The sequence below is a fragment of the Sulfuricella sp. T08 genome (genome assembly GCF_000971475.1).
In the GTDB taxonomy this organism is placed as follows: domain Bacteria; phylum Pseudomonadota; class Gammaproteobacteria; order Burkholderiales; family Sulfuricellaceae; genus Sulfuricella.
Genome location: NZ_DF967524.1, coordinates 39,959 through 61,604, shown reverse-complemented (window position 1 = coordinate 61,604; position 21,646 = coordinate 39,959). Strand labels below are relative to the sequence as shown.

Annotated in this window: 20 protein-coding genes; 7 read left to right on the top strand and 13 right to left on the bottom strand. The window is 58.0% G+C overall.

Features of this window, described 5'->3' with window-relative positions; genetic code table 11:
* Positions 1–16: 16 nt before the first annotated feature.
* Both SCT_RS02680 and SCT_RS02675 read right to left on the bottom strand, forming a co-directional pair.
* A complete protein-coding gene (locus SCT_RS02680; RefSeq protein WP_202812106.1) occupies positions 17–865 on the bottom strand; it encodes an alpha/beta hydrolase in 849 nt (282 codons plus the stop codon).
* Positions 865–1,650, bottom strand: coding sequence for a zinc-dependent peptidase (locus SCT_RS02675; RefSeq protein ID WP_059418724.1), 786 nt, complete (start codon positions 1,648–1,650; stop codon positions 865–867). The genes SCT_RS02680 and SCT_RS02675 overlap by 1 nt, the downstream gene beginning before the upstream one ends.
* 165 nt (positions 1,651–1,815) lie before the next feature.
* On the opposite strand from SCT_RS02675, the gene SCT_RS02670 reads away from it, so the two are divergent.
* Entirely contained in the window at positions 1,816–2,016 is a 201-nt protein-coding gene (locus SCT_RS02670) for a hypothetical protein (RefSeq protein ID WP_059418722.1), read from the top strand.
* 7 nt (positions 2,017–2,023) lie between these two features.
* Here the strand turns inward: SCT_RS02670 and SCT_RS02665 are convergent, their stop codons facing one another.
* The 5 genes from SCT_RS02665 to SCT_RS02645 form a co-directional block, all read right to left on the bottom strand.
* A complete protein-coding gene (locus SCT_RS02665) occupies positions 2,024–4,210 on the bottom strand; it encodes a bifunctional (p)ppGpp synthetase/guanosine-3',5'-bis(diphosphate) 3'-pyrophosphohydrolase (RefSeq protein ID WP_059418720.1) in 2,187 nt (728 codons plus the stop codon).
* Positions 4,211–4,273: 63 nt separating this feature from the next.
* Positions 4,274–6,616 carry a DNA internalization-related competence protein ComEC/Rec2 gene (locus SCT_RS02660; protein WP_059418715.1) on the bottom strand — a complete coding sequence of 781 codons (2,343 nt, stop codon included), beginning with the start codon at positions 6,614–6,616 and terminating at the stop codon, positions 4,274–4,276.
* A 22-nt stretch (positions 6,617–6,638) separates the two neighbouring features.
* Positions 6,639–7,325: a TVP38/TMEM64 family protein gene (locus SCT_RS02655; RefSeq protein WP_059418710.1), complete on the bottom strand. Its 687-nt coding sequence runs from the start codon at positions 7,323–7,325 to the stop codon at positions 6,639–6,641.
* Between the two features lie 57 nt (positions 7,326–7,382).
* Complete coding sequence (lolD, locus tag SCT_RS02650) at positions 7,383–8,063, bottom strand: lipoprotein-releasing ABC transporter ATP-binding protein LolD (RefSeq protein WP_059418706.1); 681 nt, start codon at positions 8,061–8,063, stop codon at positions 7,383–7,385.
* Positions 8,056–9,300, bottom strand: a complete 1,245-nt coding sequence (locus tag SCT_RS02645) for a lipoprotein-releasing ABC transporter permease subunit (protein WP_059418701.1) — start codon at positions 9,298–9,300, stop codon at positions 8,056–8,058. The genes lolD and SCT_RS02645 overlap by 8 nt, the downstream gene beginning before the upstream one ends.
* 130 nt (positions 9,301–9,430) lie before the next feature.
* On the opposite strand from SCT_RS02645, the gene SCT_RS02640 reads away from it, so the two are divergent.
* The 4 genes from SCT_RS02640 (at position 9,431) to SCT_RS02625 (ending at position 13,719) form a co-directional block, all read left to right on the top strand.
* The gene (locus SCT_RS02640; RefSeq protein ID WP_059418695.1) at positions 9,431–10,471 is read left to right on the top strand and encodes a hypothetical protein; all 1,041 of its coding nucleotides are present in this window, start codon (positions 9,431–9,433) and stop codon (positions 10,469–10,471) included.
* Between the two features lie 2 nt (positions 10,472–10,473).
* Entirely contained in the window at positions 10,474–11,091 is a 618-nt protein-coding gene (locus SCT_RS02635; protein ID WP_371257723.1) for a hypothetical protein, read from the top strand.
* A 3-nt stretch (positions 11,092–11,094) separates the two neighbouring features.
* Entirely contained in the window at positions 11,095–11,634 is a 540-nt protein-coding gene (locus SCT_RS02630) for a hypothetical protein (protein WP_059418692.1), read from the top strand.
* 600 nt (positions 11,635–12,234) lie between these two features.
* The gene (locus SCT_RS02625) at positions 12,235–13,719 is read left to right on the top strand and encodes a sensor domain-containing diguanylate cyclase (protein ID WP_159107872.1); all 1,485 of its coding nucleotides are present in this window, start codon (positions 12,235–12,237) and stop codon (positions 13,717–13,719) included.
* Positions 13,720–13,853: 134 nt separating this feature from the next.
* Here SCT_RS02625 and SCT_RS02620 read toward each other — a convergent pair whose 3' ends face one another.
* The 6 genes from SCT_RS02620 to SCT_RS02595 all read right to left on the bottom strand — a co-directional run bounded on the left by SCT_RS02620 (position 13,854) and on the right by SCT_RS02595 (position 19,580).
* Positions 13,854–14,582 (bottom strand): DUF72 domain-containing protein, encoded by a 729-nt coding sequence (locus SCT_RS02620; RefSeq protein ID WP_059418684.1) that lies wholly within the window; start codon positions 14,580–14,582, stop codon positions 13,854–13,856.
* The gene (locus tag SCT_RS02615; RefSeq protein ID WP_059418680.1) at positions 14,579–16,009 is read right to left on the bottom strand and encodes an RtcB family protein; all 1,431 of its coding nucleotides are present in this window, start codon (positions 16,007–16,009) and stop codon (positions 14,579–14,581) included. The genes SCT_RS02620 and SCT_RS02615 overlap by 4 nt, the downstream gene beginning before the upstream one ends.
* A 266-nt stretch (positions 16,010–16,275) precedes the next feature.
* Positions 16,276–16,698 (bottom strand): archease, encoded by a 423-nt coding sequence (locus SCT_RS02610; RefSeq protein WP_059418677.1) that lies wholly within the window; start codon positions 16,696–16,698, stop codon positions 16,276–16,278.
* Positions 16,699–16,711: 13 nt separating this feature from the next.
* Positions 16,712–17,944, bottom strand: a complete 1,233-nt coding sequence (locus SCT_RS02605; protein ID WP_059418675.1) for a DNA polymerase IV — start codon at positions 17,942–17,944, stop codon at positions 16,712–16,714.
* A gap of 100 nt (positions 17,945–18,044) precedes the next feature.
* Positions 18,045–18,620 carry a LexA family transcriptional regulator gene (locus SCT_RS02600; protein WP_059418673.1) on the bottom strand — a complete coding sequence of 192 codons (576 nt, stop codon included), beginning with the start codon at positions 18,618–18,620 and terminating at the stop codon, positions 18,045–18,047.
* A gap of 66 nt (positions 18,621–18,686) precedes the next feature.
* On the bottom strand, positions 18,687–19,580 hold the full coding sequence (locus tag SCT_RS02595) for an ROK family protein (protein WP_059418670.1): 894 nt from the start codon (positions 19,578–19,580) through the stop codon (positions 18,687–18,689).
* 357 nt (positions 19,581–19,937) lie between these two features.
* On the opposite strand from SCT_RS02595, the gene rpoS reads away from it, so the two are divergent.
* Positions 19,938–20,900 carry an RNA polymerase sigma factor RpoS gene (gene rpoS / locus SCT_RS02590; RefSeq protein WP_059418668.1) on the top strand — a complete coding sequence of 321 codons (963 nt, stop codon included), beginning with the start codon at positions 19,938–19,940 and terminating at the stop codon, positions 20,898–20,900.
* A 176-nt stretch (positions 20,901–21,076) separates the two neighbouring features.
* A complete protein-coding gene (locus SCT_RS02585) occupies positions 21,077–21,622 on the top strand; it encodes a glycine cleavage system protein R (protein ID WP_059418666.1) in 546 nt (181 codons plus the stop codon).
* The last annotated feature ends 24 nt before the right edge of the window (positions 21,623–21,646 follow it).

Genomic DNA, 21,646 nt, shown 5'->3' with positions numbered 1-21,646 from the left:
GAAACGGCATTCTATCTTAATTTTCCCGCCGTTTCAAATCGTGTTTTGCTGCGCCTCCCACATGCCTGTTCAGGAACTCACCCAAAGCCTGAACCCAGGATTCGCGCATGAAAATAAATCCTTCGTTGTGGCCGCCGCTGAGTTCGAGAAACTGCTTGGGCGCCTTCGCCGCATCGTACAGCGCGCGCCCGTGCTGGTAGGGGATGATTTCGTCTTCGGGACTGTGAGCGATGAATACCGGCGCCTCGACCGCGCGCAAATATGAGCGCGTATCGTAATCGAAGCGGGACAGCCACCGAACCGGAAGAAAGGGGTAGAACTTCGCCGCAAGATCGGGTACCGAAGTGAAGCCCGAGGCGAGCACCAGCGCGCCCGGCCGGTGGCGGGCAGCCAGCCAGGCCACGACGGCTCCGCCCAGCGATTCGCCAAACAGCACGATTGTATTGGAAGGGATTTTCCGGGTTTCAGTCAAATGGCGCCAGGCCGCCTCGGCATCCTCATAGGTGCCCTGTTCCGAAGGCTTGCCGCTGCTGTTGCCGTAGCCACGGTAATCGATGATCAGGGTACTGTAGCCAAGGCGGTGGAACATCAGCAGCGAATCGATACGGTGGGAAATATTGCCAGCGTTGCCATGCAGAAACAGCACCGTGCCATGGGATTGGTCACTGGGAACGAACCAGCCATGCAGGGCGACCCCATCCGCCGCAACCAGCTTCACGTCTTCGTAATCGAGCCCGGCCTGGCGTGGCGTGACAACCATTTCACGCCCGATCTCGGGGTAATAAACCATGCTCGACTGGGAAAAATACAGCACACCCACGAGCCCAGCATAGGCCGCAGCCAGAACACCCAGAACAGACCACATCAGGCGCACCCCGCTTCCTCGCCCATCCGCATCGCCGGATCCTGGCGGTAAAATTCGGCCAGCTGCCGGTACACCTCGGGATATTCCGATCGCAAAGTGTGAGGAATTTCAAAAAAAGCCTCGCTCATCACGGCAAAGAATTCAGCCGGGCTTTCAGCCGCATAAGGATCGATCATTGTTTCCGCGCCGGACTCGACTTTGGCGCTAAAGTCGTCAAATGCACCGGAGAAAGCTTGCGTCCAGGCGACCCGGTCCATTTCACGATGCAACGGCGGGAAACCATCCGGCACGCCGTTCAGCATATCCAGCTTATGGGCGAATTCGTGTATCACTACGTTGACGCCGTCGTGTTCGCCGGAATGCTCCACGTCGGCGCCGGACAGGATGACCGGGCCGCGCTCCCAAGATTCGCCGATCATCGGCTCGCGCACCTGGTGCACCACCCCGTCTTCATCCATGAATTCGTATTCCGGCACGAATTCGTCCGGATAGACGATGACCGACACCCAACCCGCATAATAGTCCAGACCTAGATTAAGTATCGGCAAGCACGCCTGTGTGGCAATCTTCAACCTCATGTCGCCACTCAAGACATATCCATCCGCCGCGACCAGTTCTTTTTCGTGCAAAAACAAAATCACCAGTTCGCGCAATCGAATGATCTCGTCGCCTGACAAACCACCCAGTAACGGCAAGGATGAAATAACATCCCGCCATGCCGGTTCGGGCAGAGTATCGTGTTCCTGGATACGCCTCCTGCGCCAGCTCCTGAAACTCCACATCATGGTACCCTAAAACAACACAAATACTTGATTTCAAGATATTTTTATCGCATTAAAAAGATCTTGAAATCACTTTTTTATTCTCTATATTTAAGAAACTCATGGAAGGTATTCACCTTCCATATGAAAGGTTCCTCTCAACGAAAAAACACGACATGGAGGCACTAAATGCATCGTCTGATCATTCAAACCGAAGCAATGCTGTATGAGTTCCGCAAGCGCATTCCAACCGACTGCAAGACCGCGAAATCCATTGACCGCAACGACCCTTGGGACAGGGTTGCGACATTTGCCAAGGACGACGGTTTTCTGGAAATCGCCGAACAGCTGGTGAAATCGAAATATCAATTGCTCGAGCAAACTCACTGAGAACCGATCAGCTGCGCCGCCACGCCCCAGCCACACCGGGCACTTCCCGGATCAGGGCGAGGATGCGCGCAAGTTGATCAAGATCGGCAATCTGCACGGTAAACCGCATTCCCGCCTGAAGGCCCCGGCTTAGCGTGCTCACTGCCGTAACGTTGATTTTCTCGCGAGTCATTACCTCGGAAACATCACGCAGCAACCCTTGCCTATCGTTCGCCTCAATCTCGATATCCACCTCGTAATGACCGCCACTCTTCGTTCCCCAACTGGCCACGAGCACGCGGTCGCGCTGGCTCTCATCGAAATGCAGAACATTCGGACAATCCTGGCGATGAATCGCCACGCCGCGACCACGCGTAACGAAACCGACGATCGCATCCGGCGGTACAGGTTTGCAGCATTTAGCAATAGTGGTAAGCAGCCCGCCCTCACCGTAGATCAGCACCCCGGAAGCTGAGGGGCCAATACCCGCACGGGGTTCGGGCAGATGCCATTCTTCCTCCCTTGATTCGACCTCTTCCTGGACCGCTGCCATCACCTGACGGGCAGTGATGTCGCCGCGGCCGATGGCGGCAAGCAAATCCTCAGGCTTGGCGAACCGGTTTTTCTGCGCCAGCGTTTCCAGGTTGGGAAGGGGCAAGCCGAGGCGATGGGTTTCCTTCTCCAGCGCCTCGCGCCCCTGGGCCACATTCTCTTCGTAGTGCTGATGCTTGAACCAGTGGCGAATTTTCGCCTTGGCGCGCGATGTCCTGATATAGCCCAGATTGGGGTTGAGCCAGTCGCGCGAAGGCCCACCCTGTTTCACGGTGAGTATCTCGACGCGCTGGCCGTTCTGCAAGGGATAAGTCAGCGGCACGATATTGCCGTCCACCTTGGCGCCACGACAACGGTCGCCCAGATCGGTGTGCACATGGTAGGCGAAATCCACCGGTGTGGCGCCTCTGGATAGCGCCACCACCTTGCCTTGGGGTGTAAGGATGTAAACCGTGTCCTGGAACAACCCGATCTTGAATTGCTCCATCAGCTCGCCGGCATCGTGGACGTCATCCTTCCACTCCATGATCTGGCGCAGCCAGGCGATCTTTTCCTCGAAACCGGCGTCCTGTCTGCCGCCTTCCTTGTAGCGCCAATGCGCGGCCACTCCCAGCTCGGCGTGGTTATGCATATCGTTGGTGCGAATCTGTACTTCCAGCGCCTTCCCCTCCGGCCCGATCACAGCGGTGTGCAGCGAACGGTAATCGTTGCCCTTGGGATGGGCAATATAATCGTCGAACTCGCCAGGGATCGGCTGCCACAGGCTATGAACCACGCCCAACGCGGTATAGCAATCCTTGAGGTCATTCACCAGCACCCGCACCGCGCGCACGTCGTAGACTTCAGCGAAGTCCACTCCCTTGCGCTTCATCTTCTTGTAAATGCTGTAAATATGCTTGGGCCGCCCCGACACATCGGCAACCACACCGTTCTTCAGCAGTTCCTGCCGCAACTGCTCGCGTACGTCTGCGATGTACTGCTCGCGGCCGAGCCGCTTCTCATCCAGCAACCGGGCAATTTTCTTGTAGAGGTCGGGCTCGAGGTAGCGGAACGACAGGTCTTCCAGCTCCCACTTCACCTGCCACACGCCGAGACGATTAGCTAGCGGCGCAAAAATATCCTGCACCTCGCGCGCCACGCGGCGGCGGGTGTCTTCGTCAGCGTGGGAAAGCTCGCGCATGGCCTGGGTGCGCTCGGCCAGCTTGATCAGCACCACCCGGATATCCTCCACCATCGCCAGCAGCATTTTGCGCAGCGACTCGATATGAGCGCCCTGCTCGCGCTTGTCGCCGCCGGCAGGTGCGCTGTATTCGCTGATCTGACCCATGCGGGCAACACCGTCCACCAGACGGGCGACCCCATCGCCGAAGATAGCCGCCACCTTGACTAACCCTTCCGGATCGTGGCCTGCCGCTCCTTGCAGGATTGCTGCAACGATGCTTTCATGATCCAGGTTCTGATGTGCCAGAATAACCGCTGTGCCCAGCACATGTCTCATGGCGTCAAGATCTTCGGTATTAAGTTCCTGCGCAAACTCGCAAGCATGCAATAGGGTTCCCCGCTCCTGGGGACTGAACTCTATGCCCAGAGATTCCAGCCAGGAAGGGAAATCAGGTTGATCACCGCCGGTCGGCAGCGTGTGAGAAGAATGGACGGAAACCATGGGGGAATAATAGCAGACTTGGCCAGTAATATAGGTTGGGCAGGCTGAAAGCCGTAACCCAACCTACCGTTCCTGCCAATAGCGATGTCTCTCCTGCCGCCAGGTTTGGAGCGCATCCCCATCATTCTTCCCAAAACGCAGCAGCACCGCACCATCCTGGTCCGAACGGTACAACCGGCTACCCAACACCCGGTAGCGCTCCACCACTTCTGGCTTGGGATGGCCAAAATGGTTGCGGTATCCCGCGGTAAAAATCACGATGGACGGATTGACTTGGCGTATGAACGCCTCGGTGGAAGAGGTTTTGCTGCCATGGTGCGGCGCCACCAGGAGTGTGGCGGCCAAAGCATCGGGGGTACGAGCGAGGATTTCCGCTTCCGATTCGCGCTCGATATCGGCAGGTAAAAGTACGCTGCCATAGGGCGAGTTGATTTTCAGCGTGCAGCCGCGGGCGTTCTTTCTGAGGCGCTCGTCGGCGTAGCTTTCCCAAGCCGGGTGGAGCATTTCAAAACGCACCCCATCCCATTCCCAGGATTGGCCGGCGAAGCAGGGCAGCGACTTTCGAGCATGGGACAAGATAGGGCTATCTGCGGGTAATGATGAAGCCAGCCAGCCGACCGGAACCGCATCCAGCACTGAAGCCGCCCCGCCGCTATGGTCGCTGTCGTCATGGGTCACGATCAGCCCGTCGAGCCGTTTGATGCCAGTGGCGCGCAGGTAAGGCACCACGATGCGGCTGCCGCTGTCGGCATCGGCGGTGTAACGCGGGCCGGTATCGTAGAGCAGGGCGTGGTTTTGGGTCTGCACCACCACTGCCAGCCCCTGCCCGACATCCAGCACGCTAAGCCACAAGGCACCCTGCGCGGGCTGCGGCGGCAACACCAGGAACATCGGCACGAATCCCGCCACACCCAGCCAGCGTGCTGGAAAGCCGCGCGGCAACAGCAGCCAGAGAATGCCCAGCACCGCTGCCAGCACTGTCCACACCGGCGGTGCATGCTGCTGCCACACGGCATCCGGCATCTGGCTCAACCACTCCAGCGCGGCCATGCACCATGCCATCACCTGATGCGCCAGCAGCAGCGGAAAATCGAGCGGCAAAATCGCTCCGGCCAAGGTCAGCGGCACTACCACCAGGCTGATAACCGGGATGGCGAAAGCATTGGCCAGCGGCGAAACAATGGACACCTGCTGGAACATCAGCAGCAAAGCGGGGACCAGACCGAGCGTCACTGCCCACTGTACATTGGCCCATTCGCGCAGCCAATGTGCCCTCCCGATGCGCCCGACGCCGACGTAGAGGATCACCGCCACTGCGCCGAACGACAGCCAGAAACCGGGGGCAAATACCGCCCACGGATCGAGCAATACCACCGCCAGCAAGGCAAGCGCCAGCACCGATGAAGCCGAGCTGGCGCGCCCCATCCACAATGCGGCTGCCACCACGGAAAGCATGTACAGGGTACGCTGGGTCGGCACGCCGAAACCCGACAGCAGTGCATAAAACAAGGCTGCCAAGACGCCCGCCACGGCAGCTGCCTTGCGCGCCGGCAAGCGCAGGGTGAGCATCTGGCTGCGGCGCCATAGGCCGTACACCAGTGCAAATACCAGACTGGAGATCAAGGTAACGTGCAGCCCGGAGATGCTCATCAGATGGTTCACTCCGGTGCGCAGGAACACCTTCCATTGATCCGCGGAGATCGCGTTCTGCTCGCCCACCGCCAGCGCCTTGAGCACGCCAGCATAGGGGCGCTCGCCCAGCACCGCCTGAAACCGCTGCGCCACCCGTTCGCGCAGCATCTCGACGATGTAGCCGGGCCGATAGACACGCTCCTCCAAGCGGCGGTTACCGTCCTCCTGGCGCACATAACCGGAGGCACGGATGTTGCGTTCCAGCAACCACGCCTCGAAATCGAAACCGTTCGGGTTGGCGTTGCCATGCGGGCGCTTGAGGCGCACCGTCAGCTGCCAGCGCTCGCCGGCGTGGAAATCGGGCCGCGCGGCGTCGGATGTTTTCTGGCTGAAACCCTCGCTATAGGCGGCGAGTTGAATATGATGAGGCACCACTGCTTCCAGGGTTTTCACGCGCTCGACGTCGAACGTAAAGCGCAGCCCGCGTTCGGTTTCAACCGGCAGGCTTGCCACTACGCCGACTACCTGGACGTCGCGTCCTTCCCAAGCAGTTGACAAGGCATCCTGCAACCGCTGCTGCGCCATGAAGGCAGCCCAGAAGAAACCAAGCCCGAGAAAAAACACCTTGGCCAGTACCTCGCGCGACACTGCCGGAAAAAAACGGCTAGCCAGCCACAACAATGGCAGCAGGCCGGTCCAGGCCAGATTCGGCAGCACTGCCTGCTGTTGCAGCAGCCAGATACCGAGGACAAAGGCTAGGATATTGATCCGCACGGATGAGCTACTTGGAGATGAGCTACTTGGAATGGAAGCGATGCAGCCAGCGCTCTATCCGATCCCGGAATACGATCGCAATCAGCATTACTCCAAGACTGAGGCCGATTACCACAAATAGTGGGCCATAGCGCTGGCTCTCGAAATAGGAGCCCGCCAGGGTGAGGAGGCTGGTTCCCAGCATCCGTCCTACCGTGACGATCACCAGAAAATCGCGCAGCTGCATATGCCCCAGCCCCAGCAGGTAGCACAGATAGTCCTTGGGAAACCCGGGGATAATAAACATGAAGAAGGCCAACAGGCGGCCCTTGTGCTGCATCACATAATCGTAGCGTGCCATGGTCTCCGCCTTGACCACTCTTTCAACCAGCGGCCGCCCCAGCATCCTGGCCAGCATGAAAGCCAGCCATGAGCCGAGCGTCAATCCGATCGTCGAATAAACTATGCCCCAGATCAATCCGAAAATCAGCCCCCCGGCGAAACCTGTCAGTTCCCCCGGCACTGGAGCAATCACCACCTGTGCAACCTGGAGTCCAATAAAAACGAACGCTGCGTAAGGACGATGCCGGTTGATGAAATCCAGCAGATGCTCTTTGCTGAGAAACAAGTTGACGAAACCGGAGGCATACAAGAGAAAGCCGACGACAGCCAGGCCGCTCAGTAGCAGAAGGAGGAGCAACAACGCTTTCTTGTTTGAGGGAAAGATCATACGAGATCCGGTCGCCAGCAAAATGAATGGCTTGTAGCCACTATACCAAGAAACGATTTAGCCTTCGGTACCCAGCACGCCATCCACCAGTTTGAGCACGCGCTGCGTCCGCGCCGCCAACTCATGGTCATGGGTAACGATGATGAAGCTGGTGCCAAGCTCCCGGTTCAGCTCCAGCATCAGGTCGAACACCCCTTCAGCGGTATGGCGGTCAAGATTGCCGGTCGGCTCGTCCGCCAGCACGCAGGCCGGACGCGTCACCAGGGCGCGAGCCACCGCGGCACGCTGGCGTTCGCCGCCGGAAAGCTCGCCGGGAGTGTGGCCAAGGCGGTGTCCCAGGCCAACCTGCTTGAGTATCTCCGCCGCTTGCTCATACGCGGCATCCGGCTTCATGCGCCGGATCAGGAGCGGCATGGCGACATTTTCCAGAGCGGAAAACTCCGGCAACAAGTGGTGGAACTGGTAGATGAAGCCGAGTGATCGGTTGCGCAGGCTGCTGCGCTCGGATTCGCCCAGTTCATGGACGTTTCGTCCCATGATGGCGACTTCGCCCGAGGTAGCATCATCCAACCCGCCCAGCAGGTGAAGCAGCGTGCTCTTACCGGAACCCGATGCGCCGACGATCGCCACCCGCTCGCCCTGTGCGATTTCGAAGTTGACGCCGAGCAACACCGGCACTTCGACCTTGCCTTGGTGGAAAACCTTGTGCAGATTGGTGCAGGAAAGCACGTTACTCATATCTCAACGCCTCCGCCGGGTTGGTCTTGGAAGCACGCCAGCTGGGATAGAGCGTCGCCAGCAGGGTAAGTACGAAAGACACGGCGGCGATTACCCCTACATCGCGGCTTTGCAGGTCGGAAGGCAGTTCGCTGATGTAATACACATCTTTGGCGAGGAAATGCACGCCGAACACATGTTCGATGGCCGGCACCACCACGTCGATATTCAGTGCCAGCACCACGCCGCCAGCCACGCCGATCAGCGTGCCGATAACCCCGATCAGGGTGCCCTGGACGATGAAGATTTTCATGATGCTCGCGGGGGAAGCGCCCAGCGTGCGCAGAATGGCGATGTCCGCCTGCTTGTCGGTAACCGCCATCACCAGAGTAGAGACAATGTTGAACGCCGCCACTGCCACGATCAGCAGCAGGATGATGAACATCACATTCTTTTCGATCTGGATGGCGCGAAAGAAATTGGCGTGTTGCCGCGTCCAGTCGCTGATGTAGACGTCATCGCCGAAGCGGCCAGAAAGTTCCCGCGCCACCTGCGGCGCCTGGTTCATGTCCTTGAGCTTGAGCCGCACACCGGAAACGCGGCTGCCCATGCTGTACAGCTTGGCCGCGTCATCCAGATGAACCAGTGCCAGCCCGGCATCGAATTCGTACATGCCGGCCTCGAAAATCCCCACCACGCTGAACTGCTTCACCCGCGGCATGATACCGGCCGGCGTAACTCTCCCCTGCGGCGCAATCAGCACCACCTTGTCACCGGTAGAGACCGACAGCGTTCGCGCCAGTTCGGAACCCAGCACGATGCCGAACTCGCCAGAGCGCAATGCATCCAGCCGGCCCACCTTCATCTTGTCGGCCAGCTCGGACACTTGCGCCTCGCGATCAGGCAAAATACCTCGCACCACCGACCCTTGCACGGTCTGGTCGTAGGATAGCAGCCCCTGCGCCATGATGTAGGGCGCCGTACCAACCACCTCGGGATGCTGCGCCGCCACTTCGGCAACACTTTGCCAATCGGCCAGGGTATTGTTCGCACCGCTGATCTGGACATGCGCCGCCACGCCAAGGATGCGGGTGCGCAGCTCCTTCTGGAAGCCGTTCATCACGGAAAGCACCACGATCAGGGCGGCCACGCCGAGCGCAATGCCCAGCATGGAAACCATGGAGATAAAGGAAATAAAGTGGTTGCGCCGCTTGGCGCGGGTGTAACGCAGGCCAACAAAGAGCTCGAAAGGTTGCACGGGTAAGAATGGCTGGCAAAGGCGCCAGTTTGCCACTTAACGGCCGGAAACACAAAACCGGCCAAGCGCATCCCGGAAGAGTCCAGTAAGAGTTGGCCTGTTGCCAGTCTGATGATAACCTACTCACTAAATGCACTGCCATCTTCTCATTCCGGGCCTGTTTCCGCCCTTCCGCCCCGAAACCAGAAACACGCTACGGGATTTATCCCTGCCCGCTCTGGTGACGTTGCTGGCGCGCGGCAGCCAGAAGACGCTTCCGGATGGCAGCATGGATGAATGGCTGTGCCGAACCTTTGGCGTCGAGAAACGTCACGACTGGCCGGTAGCAGCCTTTACCCTGCTGGCGAACGGCGGCAACCCGGGAAGTGATTTCTGGCTGCTGGCAGAGCCCGTGCACCTGCAGTTGCAACGCGACCGGCTGGTGCTCGCGGATTCCGGCAACCTGGATATCACGCAAGAAGAGGCAAACAGCCTGACTGCCGCCCTTAACGAGCATTTCGCCGATGAGGGTCTGAGCTTCTTTCCGACCCGGGCAGGCCACTGGCATTTGCGCCTGGCTCACCCCCCCGCCCACCTGAAAACCCATTCTCTGGAAACTGCCGTTGGCAGGAATATCCGGAATATTCTGCCCAGCGGTCCTGACGGCAAACGCTGGCACAGCATCCTCAATGAAACCCAGATGTTGCTGCACCGCCATCCAGTTAACGAGGCGAGGGAGGAGCGCGGCTTGCTGCCGGTGAATAGCATCTGGCCCTGGGGCGGCGGAGTTCTACCGTCTAACCTGACCCCCCATTTCGTCCATATCTGGGCCGACAGCGCATTGACCCGTGGCCTTGCGGCCGCCACCGACACCCCCTGCGCCAATGTGCCGGAGACTGCTGTGGAATGGCTGCATGCCACCCAAGGCAGATCGCATCATCTGGTTGTTCTCGACGCGCTGCGCACCCCTGCTCTGTACGGCGATGTCCACCTCTGGCGCGAAACCCTGTTGCACCTGGAAAAAGACTGGTTTTGGCCGCTGCGGCAGGCACTGTCCCGCGACAAAATCTCCCGATTGACGCTCTATGCTTTCGATAGTGGGCAGGCCAGATCTTTTTCAGTCAGCCGAACCGACCTGTGGAAAATCTGGCTCCGCAAAAAACCGCTGGAAGCCTATTTCGGAGAAGCATGACCATGATGAACACCCCGGGTTTCTATAATGACGTCCCCAAAATCACCCTTTACGATCCGCTTTCCGAATTTCTGGGCGCGGCAGAAAAAGGAATCGTCGAATACAACTATCTCGACGCGGTCAAGCTGGCCGGGCACTCCTGCCCCACGGTGGCGGGCGCCTACCTGATGACGCGCAAGGCACTGGCGAGCCTTTATGGCGGCGAACTGCCGGTACGGGGTGCAATCCAGGTTTCATTCCGTGATGGTCAGGCTGACGGCGTGACTGGCGTAATCGCCAATGTCGCCAGCCTTCTCACTGGCGCCGCGCAGTCCGGCGGCTTCAAGGGTATCGGTGGAAAATTCGACCGCCGTAACCTGCTGCATTTCAATGCCAGCATCACCGGCGAGATTCGCTACACCCGTCTGGATACCGGAATCAATGTGGAGACAACCTATCATCCGGAGCTGATTAGCCCCTCCCCTGACATGAAGGAACTGATGCAAAAAGCCATGATGGGCGTTGCCAATGCGGAAGAACGGAGCAGGTTCGGTCTGCTCTGGCAGGACAGAGTCAAGCGCATCCTGATCGAGCATGCCGATAATGATGAATTGATCTCGACCATAATCAGCGGAAGGTAGGCGGTGGCTGAACACAACGAAATCGCCCTGCTGCTCACGCCTGATACTGCCGAAATCCAGTGCCTGGAAGCCATCAAACAAGCGCGCAACACCAGTCATGCCCTGGCTGCGCTGATCACCCTGCAGTCCTTTATTTCTTCCACTGTCCGCCCAGCAGATCGTTACACTCCTGCTTATGAGGCAGTCAAGGCCATCATCGAAAAGCATGTGGTCACAACACGCGAAAAAATTCTCGCCAAAAATGCGAACGACTTGGCCAAAGCGATTGGGCTGAGTAACCAGGTTGAAATCGCGCATATTCACACCGCACTATCCCGCAACGGCTTCTGGCAGGCGGCACAGCAGGCAATCAGCCAATTCGGGCCGGATGATCTGGCCACCTCTGCAACATGGGCAAAAGACTGGTGTAGAGAAGCCAAGATGCAAGCCCAGACTGCCAGTGGCTACCCGGATGCGCTAGATTTCAGCAAGGCCGGGATTGCCGCATCCGAATATGCCGCCATGACGGAACTCAGCCATTACTTAACCGATGTCATCGGTTAAATGTCGATTTAGGGGAAACCCTTATTGACAAACAAACCTTCCACATAAGCTGTGGATAAGGTTGTGTATAAGCTGTATAGATACATTGCAAGTCCATTTCAAACAAGGAAGAACAGTAATTTGACTAAATTCTGCGCTTACACTCTTGTTGTTATTAATCAATAAGTTATCAATAAGCCCGTGGTTTATCATGATGTTATGATTGAAATTTTTCGCCACAACCTAAATTGTGGATGAATCAGTCCTCAAATGCTTTGTCAAGTAATGCTCATTTAATAAAAAAGGTCGCTTCCGACTTCATGATGTTGTTGAATTTAAGCCGGTCGATCAGCCCCAGACACGGAAATCCATCTCGATTTCGCGCATCAGCTTCTGAATCATCGGCTCCTTATTCATGGCGATCTCCCTACTGTTTTTTTGCCTGTAAATTTTTTAACGGACAGTCCCAGAAAAAGTTTGAGGCATAACCTGGACGGACGAGCATTCACTGGATGCTCCCCATCACCTATACTGTAAATCAGCGTAAACACTCTATGAGAGCGCTCTTTGTGTACAAGGAGTGTTTTGCAGATTGAACCTCAAAATCAGGTTTTCATGGCCATGAAACGAACCGACAAAAATCCCACGCAATTGCGACAGGAAGCGGAGGCACAACTTGCACGCGTATCGAAGACGAAGCTGAAGCAGTGCCCCGACGAGGAACTCCTGCACGAACTTCAGGTGCATCAGATCGAACTGGAGATGCAGAATGAGGCCTTGCGTCAGTCCCAGATTGAACTGGAGGAATCCCGTGACCGCTATGTGGATTTCTATGACTTTGCTCCCGTCGGTTACCTCACCCTCAACCACGAGGGCATGATCGACGAAATCAACCTTACCGGCGCCACGCTGCTCGGGGTGGAGCGCAACAAACTACTGCGCCGCCGTTTCACCCATTTCGTTGCCACTAAGGACCGCGACCACTGGCATCGCGATTTTCTAAACGTACTAACACACGACGAACCACTGACTTGTGAACTAGTACTCCAGCGCGAAGACGGGCCACGCTTTTTCGCCCAGTTGGATTGCAGGCTCCTGAGAAAAGATGGCAAGGAACCAGTGGTGCGTGCCGTGCTGACCGACATCACCGGGCATAAGCGGGTGGAAGAAACGCTGCGCGAGCAGGAAGAATTTTTTCGCATGATCACCGAGAACGTCGACGATTTTATCGCGGTGCTCGATCTGAAAGGACGACGACTCTACAACAGTCCCTCATACGCTAAACTTTTTGGCAATACCGAAGCCATGAAGGGCACAGACTCCTTTGCCGAGATACATCCGGATGACCGGGAGCATCTGGAACGGATATTCAAGGAAACCGTACAATCCGGCATCGGCCATCGGACGGAATTCCGATTCGTTCTGCCGAACGGCGACATCCGCCACATGGAGTCTTGTGGTGGGCTGATCAAAAACAGTCAGGGCAAGGCGAGTCGTGTGGTCGTTGTGTCCCACGATATCACCGCACGTAAACAGGCCGAGGATGAAATCCGCAATCTGGCGTTCTATGACGAACTCACCAAGTTGCCCAACCGTCGCCTGCTAAACGACCGTCTGGAACACACCATGGCCGCCAGCAAGCGCAACGGCCTTTATGGCGTGCTGATGTTCCTGGATCTGGATAATTTCAAGCCGCTCAACGATAAGCACGGGCATGATGTGGGCGATTTGCTGCTGATAGAGGTAGCAAAGCGCCTCACCAGTTGCGTGCGTGAGGTTGATACCGTCGCCCGTTTTGGCGGGGATGAGTTCGTGGTAATGCTCAGCGAACTGGACAAAGATAAAGCCGAGTCCGCCACGCAAGCCAGCATCGTCGCTGAAAAAATCCGTACCGCTCTGGCAGAGCCTTATGTGCTAAAAATTCAGCATGAGGGGCAAGCGAAAACGAGCATTGAGCATCATTGCACATCGAGCATCGGCTTGGCGCTGTTTATCAAAAACGAAGCCAGTGCGGAAGATATTATCAAGTGGGCCGATATGGCGATGTATCAAGGCAAAGAGGCCGGGGGCAATCAGATTCGGTTTTATGATGACGCGAATACCTGATTGTCAATTTGATCTCTTCAGTGCTTCCTTCAAGCAAGGGCTGGCTCATGTTTTTCGAGTTGGGAGATAAAGCCACCCATCCCTGCTAACCCCACTTTTCTGTGACTCTGTAACAAATGAATTGACGTTTTTGCTCAACCCAGCATCTCCTTCAGCCTCAGTGCATTGTGCAGCGCTGCCCCGGCCGCGGTGTTGTCGAAATAGACATGGGCATCGCGCCCCTGCGCCTGCAAATCCCTCACCCGTTCGGCCCAGTCGCCAAGCTCGCCATCACTATAGGCTGAAGCATAGGTGCGGGCATGCCCATGCAGGCGGAGGTAAAGCAGATCGGTGGTGACCGCATCCCATAAGGGCCAATCGGCGGCGTCGGACCAGCAGTTGGCAATCCGATGGGTGCACAGGCAGACCGCGACCTCGTCATCGAACCAGGAAGCGTGGCGGAATTCCAGGACGTGGCGCACTTCCGGCCATGCCGCGAGGGCATTGGCGAAGTTCTGCAACCTCACCATGTCCTTGTGCAGGCTGCGCGGCATCTGCCACAGCATCACGGCCAGCTTCCCGCCCAAGCCGGCTGCCGCCTCGCGGCTTTGCTGCAGCGGCTGTTCCGGATCGAGCAATCGCTTCACATGGGTGAGATAGCGGTGCCCCTTGATGGCGAAGGTGAAATTCGCCGGGGTCTGGTCGCGCCAATGCTCGAAAGTGCTTTTGCGCTGGTGGTGATAGAAGGTGGCGTTAACCTCGACGGCATTGAAATGACGCGCGTAGAAAGCGAGCCAGTCCTTATGGGGAATGCCGCCATAGAAGCCGTCCGACCAGTCCGGATAGTCCCAGCCGCTGGTGCCGACGAAGGTACGCCCATTCATCCCTTTATGCACGCCAAGGGTTTGAGTTTGGCCACTTTCCGCGCCAGCCCGGCGCGATCGGCCGCCTCCACCACCGCGCTCACGTCCTTGTAGGCGCCCGGCGCTTCCTCCGCCACGCCGCGCAGCGAGGGGCTGCGGATCAGGATGCCCTGACTTGCCAGCTCGCGCACCAGATCGCTGCCGTGCCACTGGCGAGTGGCCTGATGGCGGCTCATGGCGCGGCCGGCGCCATGGCAGGCCGAGCCGAAGGAGCGCTCCATGCCCTGTGCGGTGCCGACCAGGACATAGGAAGCCGTGCCCATGCTGCCGCCGATCAGCACCGGCTGGCCGACATCGCGCAAATCCTGAGGCAGCGCCGGATGGCCGGGACCGAAGGCGCGCGTCGCCCCCTTGCGGTGCACGAACAGGGTGCGCGGCTTGCCGTCCACCGTGTGTTGCTCCTGTTTGCAGGTGTTGTGCGAAACGTCGTAGATCAGGGTCAAATGGCTGCCCGGCAGGATTTCGGTGAACACCTCGCGGGTGAGATGGGTGATGACCTGGCGGTTGGCCAAGGCGCAGTTGACCCCAGCGCGCATCGCGCCGAGGTAGTCCTGGCCGAGCGGGGAATCGAGCGGGGCGCAGGCGAGTTCGCGGTCGGGCAACTGGATGCCATAGCCCGGCGCAGCAATCACCATCTGCTTGAGGAACTCGGTGCCGATCTGGTGCCCCAGCCCGCGCGAGCCGCAATGGATGCTGACCACGACCTCGCCCGGGTGCAGCCTGAAGCGCTCGGCTGCCTCGGCATCGTAAATTTCGACGATCTCCTGCAACTCGAGATAGTGGTTGCCGGAACCTAGCGTGCCGACCTCGTCGCGCTGGCGGTGTTTGGCGTGCTCCGAAACCTTGTCCGGTTCGGCGCCGGGCATGCGGCCGTGTTCCTCGGTACGATTCAGATCCGCCTCGGTGCCGTAGCCGCGTTTAACCGCCCATTGAGCCCCGCCCCGCAGCATCGCATCCATTTCCGCCGCATCCAGGCGCAGACGACCGGTGCTGCCCACCCCAGCCGGGATTTGGGCGAACAAACGGTCGGCCAGCTTCTGCTTGATCGGCGCGAGATCCGCGGCCTTCAGGCCGGTATGCAGGGTGCGCACCCCGCAGGAAATGTCGAACCCCACCCCGCCGGCGGAGATCACGCCGCCCTCGCCGGGGTCGAAGGCAGCCACCCCGCCGATCGGGAAACCGTAGCCCCAGTGCGCGTCGGGCATGGCATAGGCGGCCTTGACGATGCCCGGCAGCATGGCGACATTAGTGATCTGCTCGTAAACCTTCTGGTCCATTTCAAGCAGTAGTGCCTTGTCGGCATAGATCACCGCCGGCACGCGCATCCTGCCGAACGGAGCGATGCGCCACTCGTAATCCGATACGCGTTCGAACTGGGAAAGGTCCATCCTAGAAACCTTAGTTGGACGGGGTGGAGTGTGCGGTTTTTGGGGTGCAGGGCAAGGCACAACAACGCGGAATGGTCATTCCATTCCAAGGCGTTGTAACGCAGCCATGCGCCGTAAAAACCGTGCAATCCGCCACGTAGCGGACTCACCAACCGGGTGAGACGGTAAATCATGAAACAGTTCTTTTTAAATCACAGTGTCGCCTAGAGGCGCCTACTTTTGGTAAATATCCAGTCGAGCGGTCAACTGAGGTTTCTAGGATAACGTCACACGTCCACCACGCACTGGGCAAACCACAGCCCGGTTTCAGTTTTGCCCACCTTGAGCTCGGTGTAGGTGGCGCCCTTGATTTCCACTGCCGGCTGATGCCTGGCCACGTCCACCGGCTCGCCCCAGGCGGTGGCGCGCAAGCGGTGTCCGCCCAGGGTCACCGCGAAGCGGCTGAACAGCATACGGCGGGTCGCCATTTCCAGGATCAGGCCGTTCAGCCAATCCACCAGCAGCAATTCGTCATCTGGCGCCTCGCAGGCAATTTCCACGGATTCAGCAGGCGCCACCAGCGCCAAGTCGGTCGTCACGGCAGTCATCGCCAGCGCCGCCTGCTCGAAGGCTGCCGCCAGTGTCGGCCCGACGCCGCGCACGCCGATATCGGCCTGGTGCGGAAAATGCTCCCAGTATGCGTTGACCATTTCACCCGCCCAATCAGTCCACTTCAAATAAAGGATAGTTGAAGAGCCGGGCTTTTTCATGCCTTTTTAGCGGCAGGCTGGCAAGCATCCGCACGGAACCGCTGCCGTACTTGCCGTTGATTGCATCCATCGTTTCCAGCAGCGCGCCCTGCCGTCCATCCTGTTCCATGATGCCGAACAGATCGGGAGTCACACTGGCGACGAACCGGATCTCCGATGCGATCACCCCGCAGCCGCGATACCACTGGTCAGGCTGGTAAAGCCGCTCCAGCGCCGCCTGCACCGCTCTGGACAGGACAAAATAGCTACTGGTCGGGTAGTCGAGCCTGATTTCCACGCTGGTGCTGTCGAACGATTTCAGGCGCAGGAACACCGCCAGTTTCGCTGCCAGGTAGCTCTTCGTCACCAGTTCCGTCGCCACGCGAGTGGTGTGATGGGTCAGGTGGGCGGCCAGCGTTTCACGGCTGGCAATGATCTCCCCCAGGGAGGCGGTGCGGGCGATGCTTTTCGGCAGGCGGGGTTCCAGCTCCAGCGCAAACACCCGCTCACCGCGCAGTTCGTGCCGCAGGTCGGTTCCCGACCGGCCCATCAGCTTGCTGATCAGCGCTTCATCGGCTTCGATGAATTGAAGTGCGGTGACTATCCCGAACTTGTCGAGCAAGGCTTCGCGGTTGGCGCCGATACCGGGAATATCGCGGGCTTTGACGCGGGCCAGGAATTCGGCAATGCGCCGCCCCGGCACAATAGTCGTGCCGTCCGGCTTGTTAAATTCGGAAGCGATCTTGGCCAGGGTTTTGGTGACGGAAACGCCGACCGAAACGGTGATGCCGGTTTCGTGCCTGACCGCTTTCCGCATGGCATTGGCAATCTCGCCGTAGCCCTTGCGCCACAGGCTGCGCAGGCCGCGCAGGTCGATGAAACCCTCGTCGATGGAATAGACTTCGATGTCCGGCGAAAAACGGGCGAGGATGGCGAACAACTTGTCCGACATCTGGCCGTAATAGCCGAAATCGGCGGGGATGTACTCGGCTTGGGGAAGCCGCTTCTTCGCCTCCCACACCGGCATGCCGGTGCTGATCCCGGCCGCCTTAGCATCGTAGGTCTTGGCCACCACGCAGGCGTCCTGGCTGGAGAGGACGCACACCGGGCGGTTTCTCAGGTCGGGGCGGCGCGCCAGTTCGCAGGAAGCATAGAAACAGTCAGCATCGACGTGGGCGATGGCATGCGGCCAGTCGGTAACGAGCATGGCATTAACGTGTGAGGAGATAGGAGTGAGAAGTTAAGGTCAAAAGAACCATAGTGGTGAATTGTTTTTTCCCGTCACCCCTTACTCCTCACCCCTCACCTTATTTGTATTTCCTGACCAGGCCGACCACCACGCCGAAAATCTCCAGCGATCCGGTCGGGCGGATAATCGGGTAGGCAGGGTTGGCCGGGCGCAGAACAAATTGGCCTTTTTCCCGTTCCAGATATTTGAGGGTGAATTCGTTGTCGACGATGGCGACGACAATGTCTCCGACATTCGCGGCTGGCCTCTTCTCCACCGCCACGATGTCGCCGGGATGGATGCCGGCATCGATCATGGAATCGCCCTTGACTGTCACCAGCACGGTTTGCGAGGGACGCTCGACCAGATATTCGTCGATGGTCAACATATCGTGCTGGACATCGTTGGCCGGGCTGGGAAAACCCGCCCGCACACTGTCCGCAAGCAGGCGTTCGAAGAACCTGCCGCCCGGCTTGAGCCGCTTGTCCGGCGTGACTTCGAGAAAGTCCTGCAACTTCAGGCGTGCGACCAGCGCCGCCACCGAGGATTTCGACTTGAGGCCGAGCAACCCGGCCATGGTAGCGTAGGAAGGCAAGATCCGATGCTGGGCATAGTAGTCCTGGAGCTGGTCCAGGTAAGAACGATCGTTCGACATGGGTTGAAGTGTAGTGAACGATCGTTCGCCAGTCAAGTCCTGTCTAGCCTGGCCCTGACTTCTACCTCATTCCCACAACCACGCGGCACCGCGCACACCGCTGGAATCGCCGAACCGGTTGCGCACCAGTCGCGTATCCACCCGATCGGAAAACACAAAGCGCCCCCAAATCCTGGGCACATTTTTGTACAGGCGCTGGATGTTCGACATACCGCCACCCAGCACGATGATATCGGGGTCAAGAATATTGATCACGTGAGCCAGCGAGCGCGCCAGGCGATTTTCATAGCGTTGCAAGGTCAGATCGCACGCGACATCACCGCCCGCCGCCCGTGCCGAGATGGTTGCGGCGTCGAGTTTCTTACCGTTAACACGCTGATGATCTCCCATCATCCCCGGCCCGGAAAGAAAGGTCTCGATGCAGCCGTGCTGCCCGCAGTAGCAGGCCGGCCCCGGAAGCTCCGCGCCTTCTGGCCAGGGCAGTGGGTTGTGCCCCCACTCGCCGGCGATGCCGTTGGCGCCAGTCAGGGCATGGCCGTTAACGACAATGCCGGCGCCAGTGCCCGTCCCGATAATGACCCCGAACACCACCGCGGCACCGGCAGCGGCGCCATCCGTGGCTTCAGAGAGGGCAAAGCAGTTGGCATCATTGCTGATCCGCAGCTTGCGCTGCAGCAAGGATTCCAGGTCCTGAACAATCGGCTGGCCGTTGAGGTGCACTGAATTGGAATTCTTGAGCAGGCCGGTGGCCCTGGAAATGGCACCCGGCGTACCAATGCCGATCGTTCCAACCTGCCCGAGTGCAGCTTCCGCCTGATGCACCAGATCGGCAATTGCCCGCAACGTGCCGGAGTAATCGCCCTGAGGGGTAGGTACGCGCCGGCGCAAGAGTTCACCGCCTTCGTCATCCAGAGCGATGATCTCGATTTTGGTACCCCCGAGGTCAATACCCAGCTTCATGGCAATTTCTCACGACATCGGCCTGGTGCAATAGGCTGTAAGCAATTCGACAATTGATAACGCCAAATCCTGCCACAGTGCAGCAATTGGAATCGATGACCAGCCCTCCCAATACCACCCCAGTCTGTTTTGAACAGCGAATATATCATCTTGTCATTGCCAATGACCTGTACTGCAGTATCAAAATCTTGGCTCTGAAATAAGCATTTTCTTTACTACAAAATACGTGTTTCTCCTTACTACAGAATACGTACTCTCCTTATTCTAGGTCTTCGTCCACTTCTGTAGACTGATTCCTGCACGTCGAAGAAAATCACTGAGCATTTCCAAAGAACGAACAGACATAAGGAAAAGAACATGTTCGCAATGACTCTCAATAAAATCGACCCGGAAGAAGATGGCATTCTGGAAATCCTGGAAGAAGAATCCACTCAGCCGCCAGAAGAATTAATGGAACTCCCGTCCGGAATGGGAACATGCAGCGTCGAATACCAAGGCGATGCCACAATGATCTATCTCAATGAGATCGGGCGCAACCCCCTTTTGACAGCGAAGGAAGAGCGTGAGCTTGCAACCCGCGTCAGAGAGGGCGACTTCAATGCTCGCCAGCGCATGATCGAATGCAACCTTCGCCTGGTAGTCAGCATCGCAAAACACTACATCAACCGTGGCATGGCGTTGCTGGACCTGATCGAAGAAGGCAATCTGGGACTTATACATGCCCTGGAAAAGTTCGAGCCTGAGCGAGGGTTCCGTTTTTCCACCTACGCCACCTGGTGGATACGGCAGAATATCGAACGCGCCATCATGAATCAGTCGCGCACCATCCGCATTCCGGTGCATGTAATCCGGGAGATGAACACCTGCCTGCAGGCGTTCCGTCACCTTGAGTCCCGTAAAGGCGATGAGCCCAGCGCGGAAGAGGTGGCGCTCTTGCTGGACAAGCCGGTGGCCGATGTACGCTACGTGTTGAACCTGAATGAACGCATGGCATCCCTGGATACGCCGCTGGATATCGACCCGAGCCTCTCCCTGGGTGACGCGATTCCCGACGAAAACATCCTGCCGCCCGATGTGCAGTTGCAGCAGACCCAGCTTGAGGCGCTCGTACAGCAATGGCTGGATGAACTGGGAAGCAAACAGCGCTGCGTGGTAGAGCGGCGCTTCGGCCTGAATGGCCACCAAACCCACACCCTGGGAAAGGTTGCCGAGACTCTCGAAATCACCCGAGAGCGGGTGCGCCAGATTCAGCTTGAAGCGCTGCAATCCTTGAGCCACATTCTCATGCGCAACGGCATTTCGAAAGAAGTATTATTCTGACCAAAGCTGGCGTAACCGCAGACCCCCAAGCCTCAAGAATCCATATCAGGTAAGCTTGCGGCAAACATAAAGAACCCCGGCATGCCGGGGTTCTTTATGTACCCCCGTTCTCACTAGCACATTATCGTTTTGGGTATTACACTGGAACCCATTCAACCATTGTATTTCAGCAACTCATGAACATAGACACTCAAAATAATTATCTGGCGATCACCGCTTCAGGCGAAGACAAAATAGGTCTTGTCGATCGGCTTTCGAGCAAGATCGCCGAGAGCGGATGCAATATCGAAGAAAGCCGTATGGCCGTATTGGGCGGGCAGTTCGCCCTGATCATGTTGCTTTCCGGTCCATGGAACGCGCTTTCCAAGCTCGAAGGGCAAATGGGGGCGCTAGGCGATCAGTTAGGGCTCTCTATCATCCACAAACGAACCCAGCAACGGGAACGGACGCAACCAGTGGTTCCCTACAGGGTAGAAGTGGTGGCCATGGATCATCCCGGCATCGTTCGCAACCTGGCCGCTTTCTTCTCCAAGAACGGCATCAATATCGAGGAACTCCAGACCGATACTTACCCGGCGCCACACACTGGCACATCCATGTTTTCCGTCACCATGACGGTGGGCATTCATGCCGACGTTCACATTCCCACACTGCGTGGAAATTTCCTTGATTATTGTGACGACCTGAATCTGGACGCGAGCTTCGAACCCGCACGGATGTGATGCCTGGCTACGTACACGCAGCCT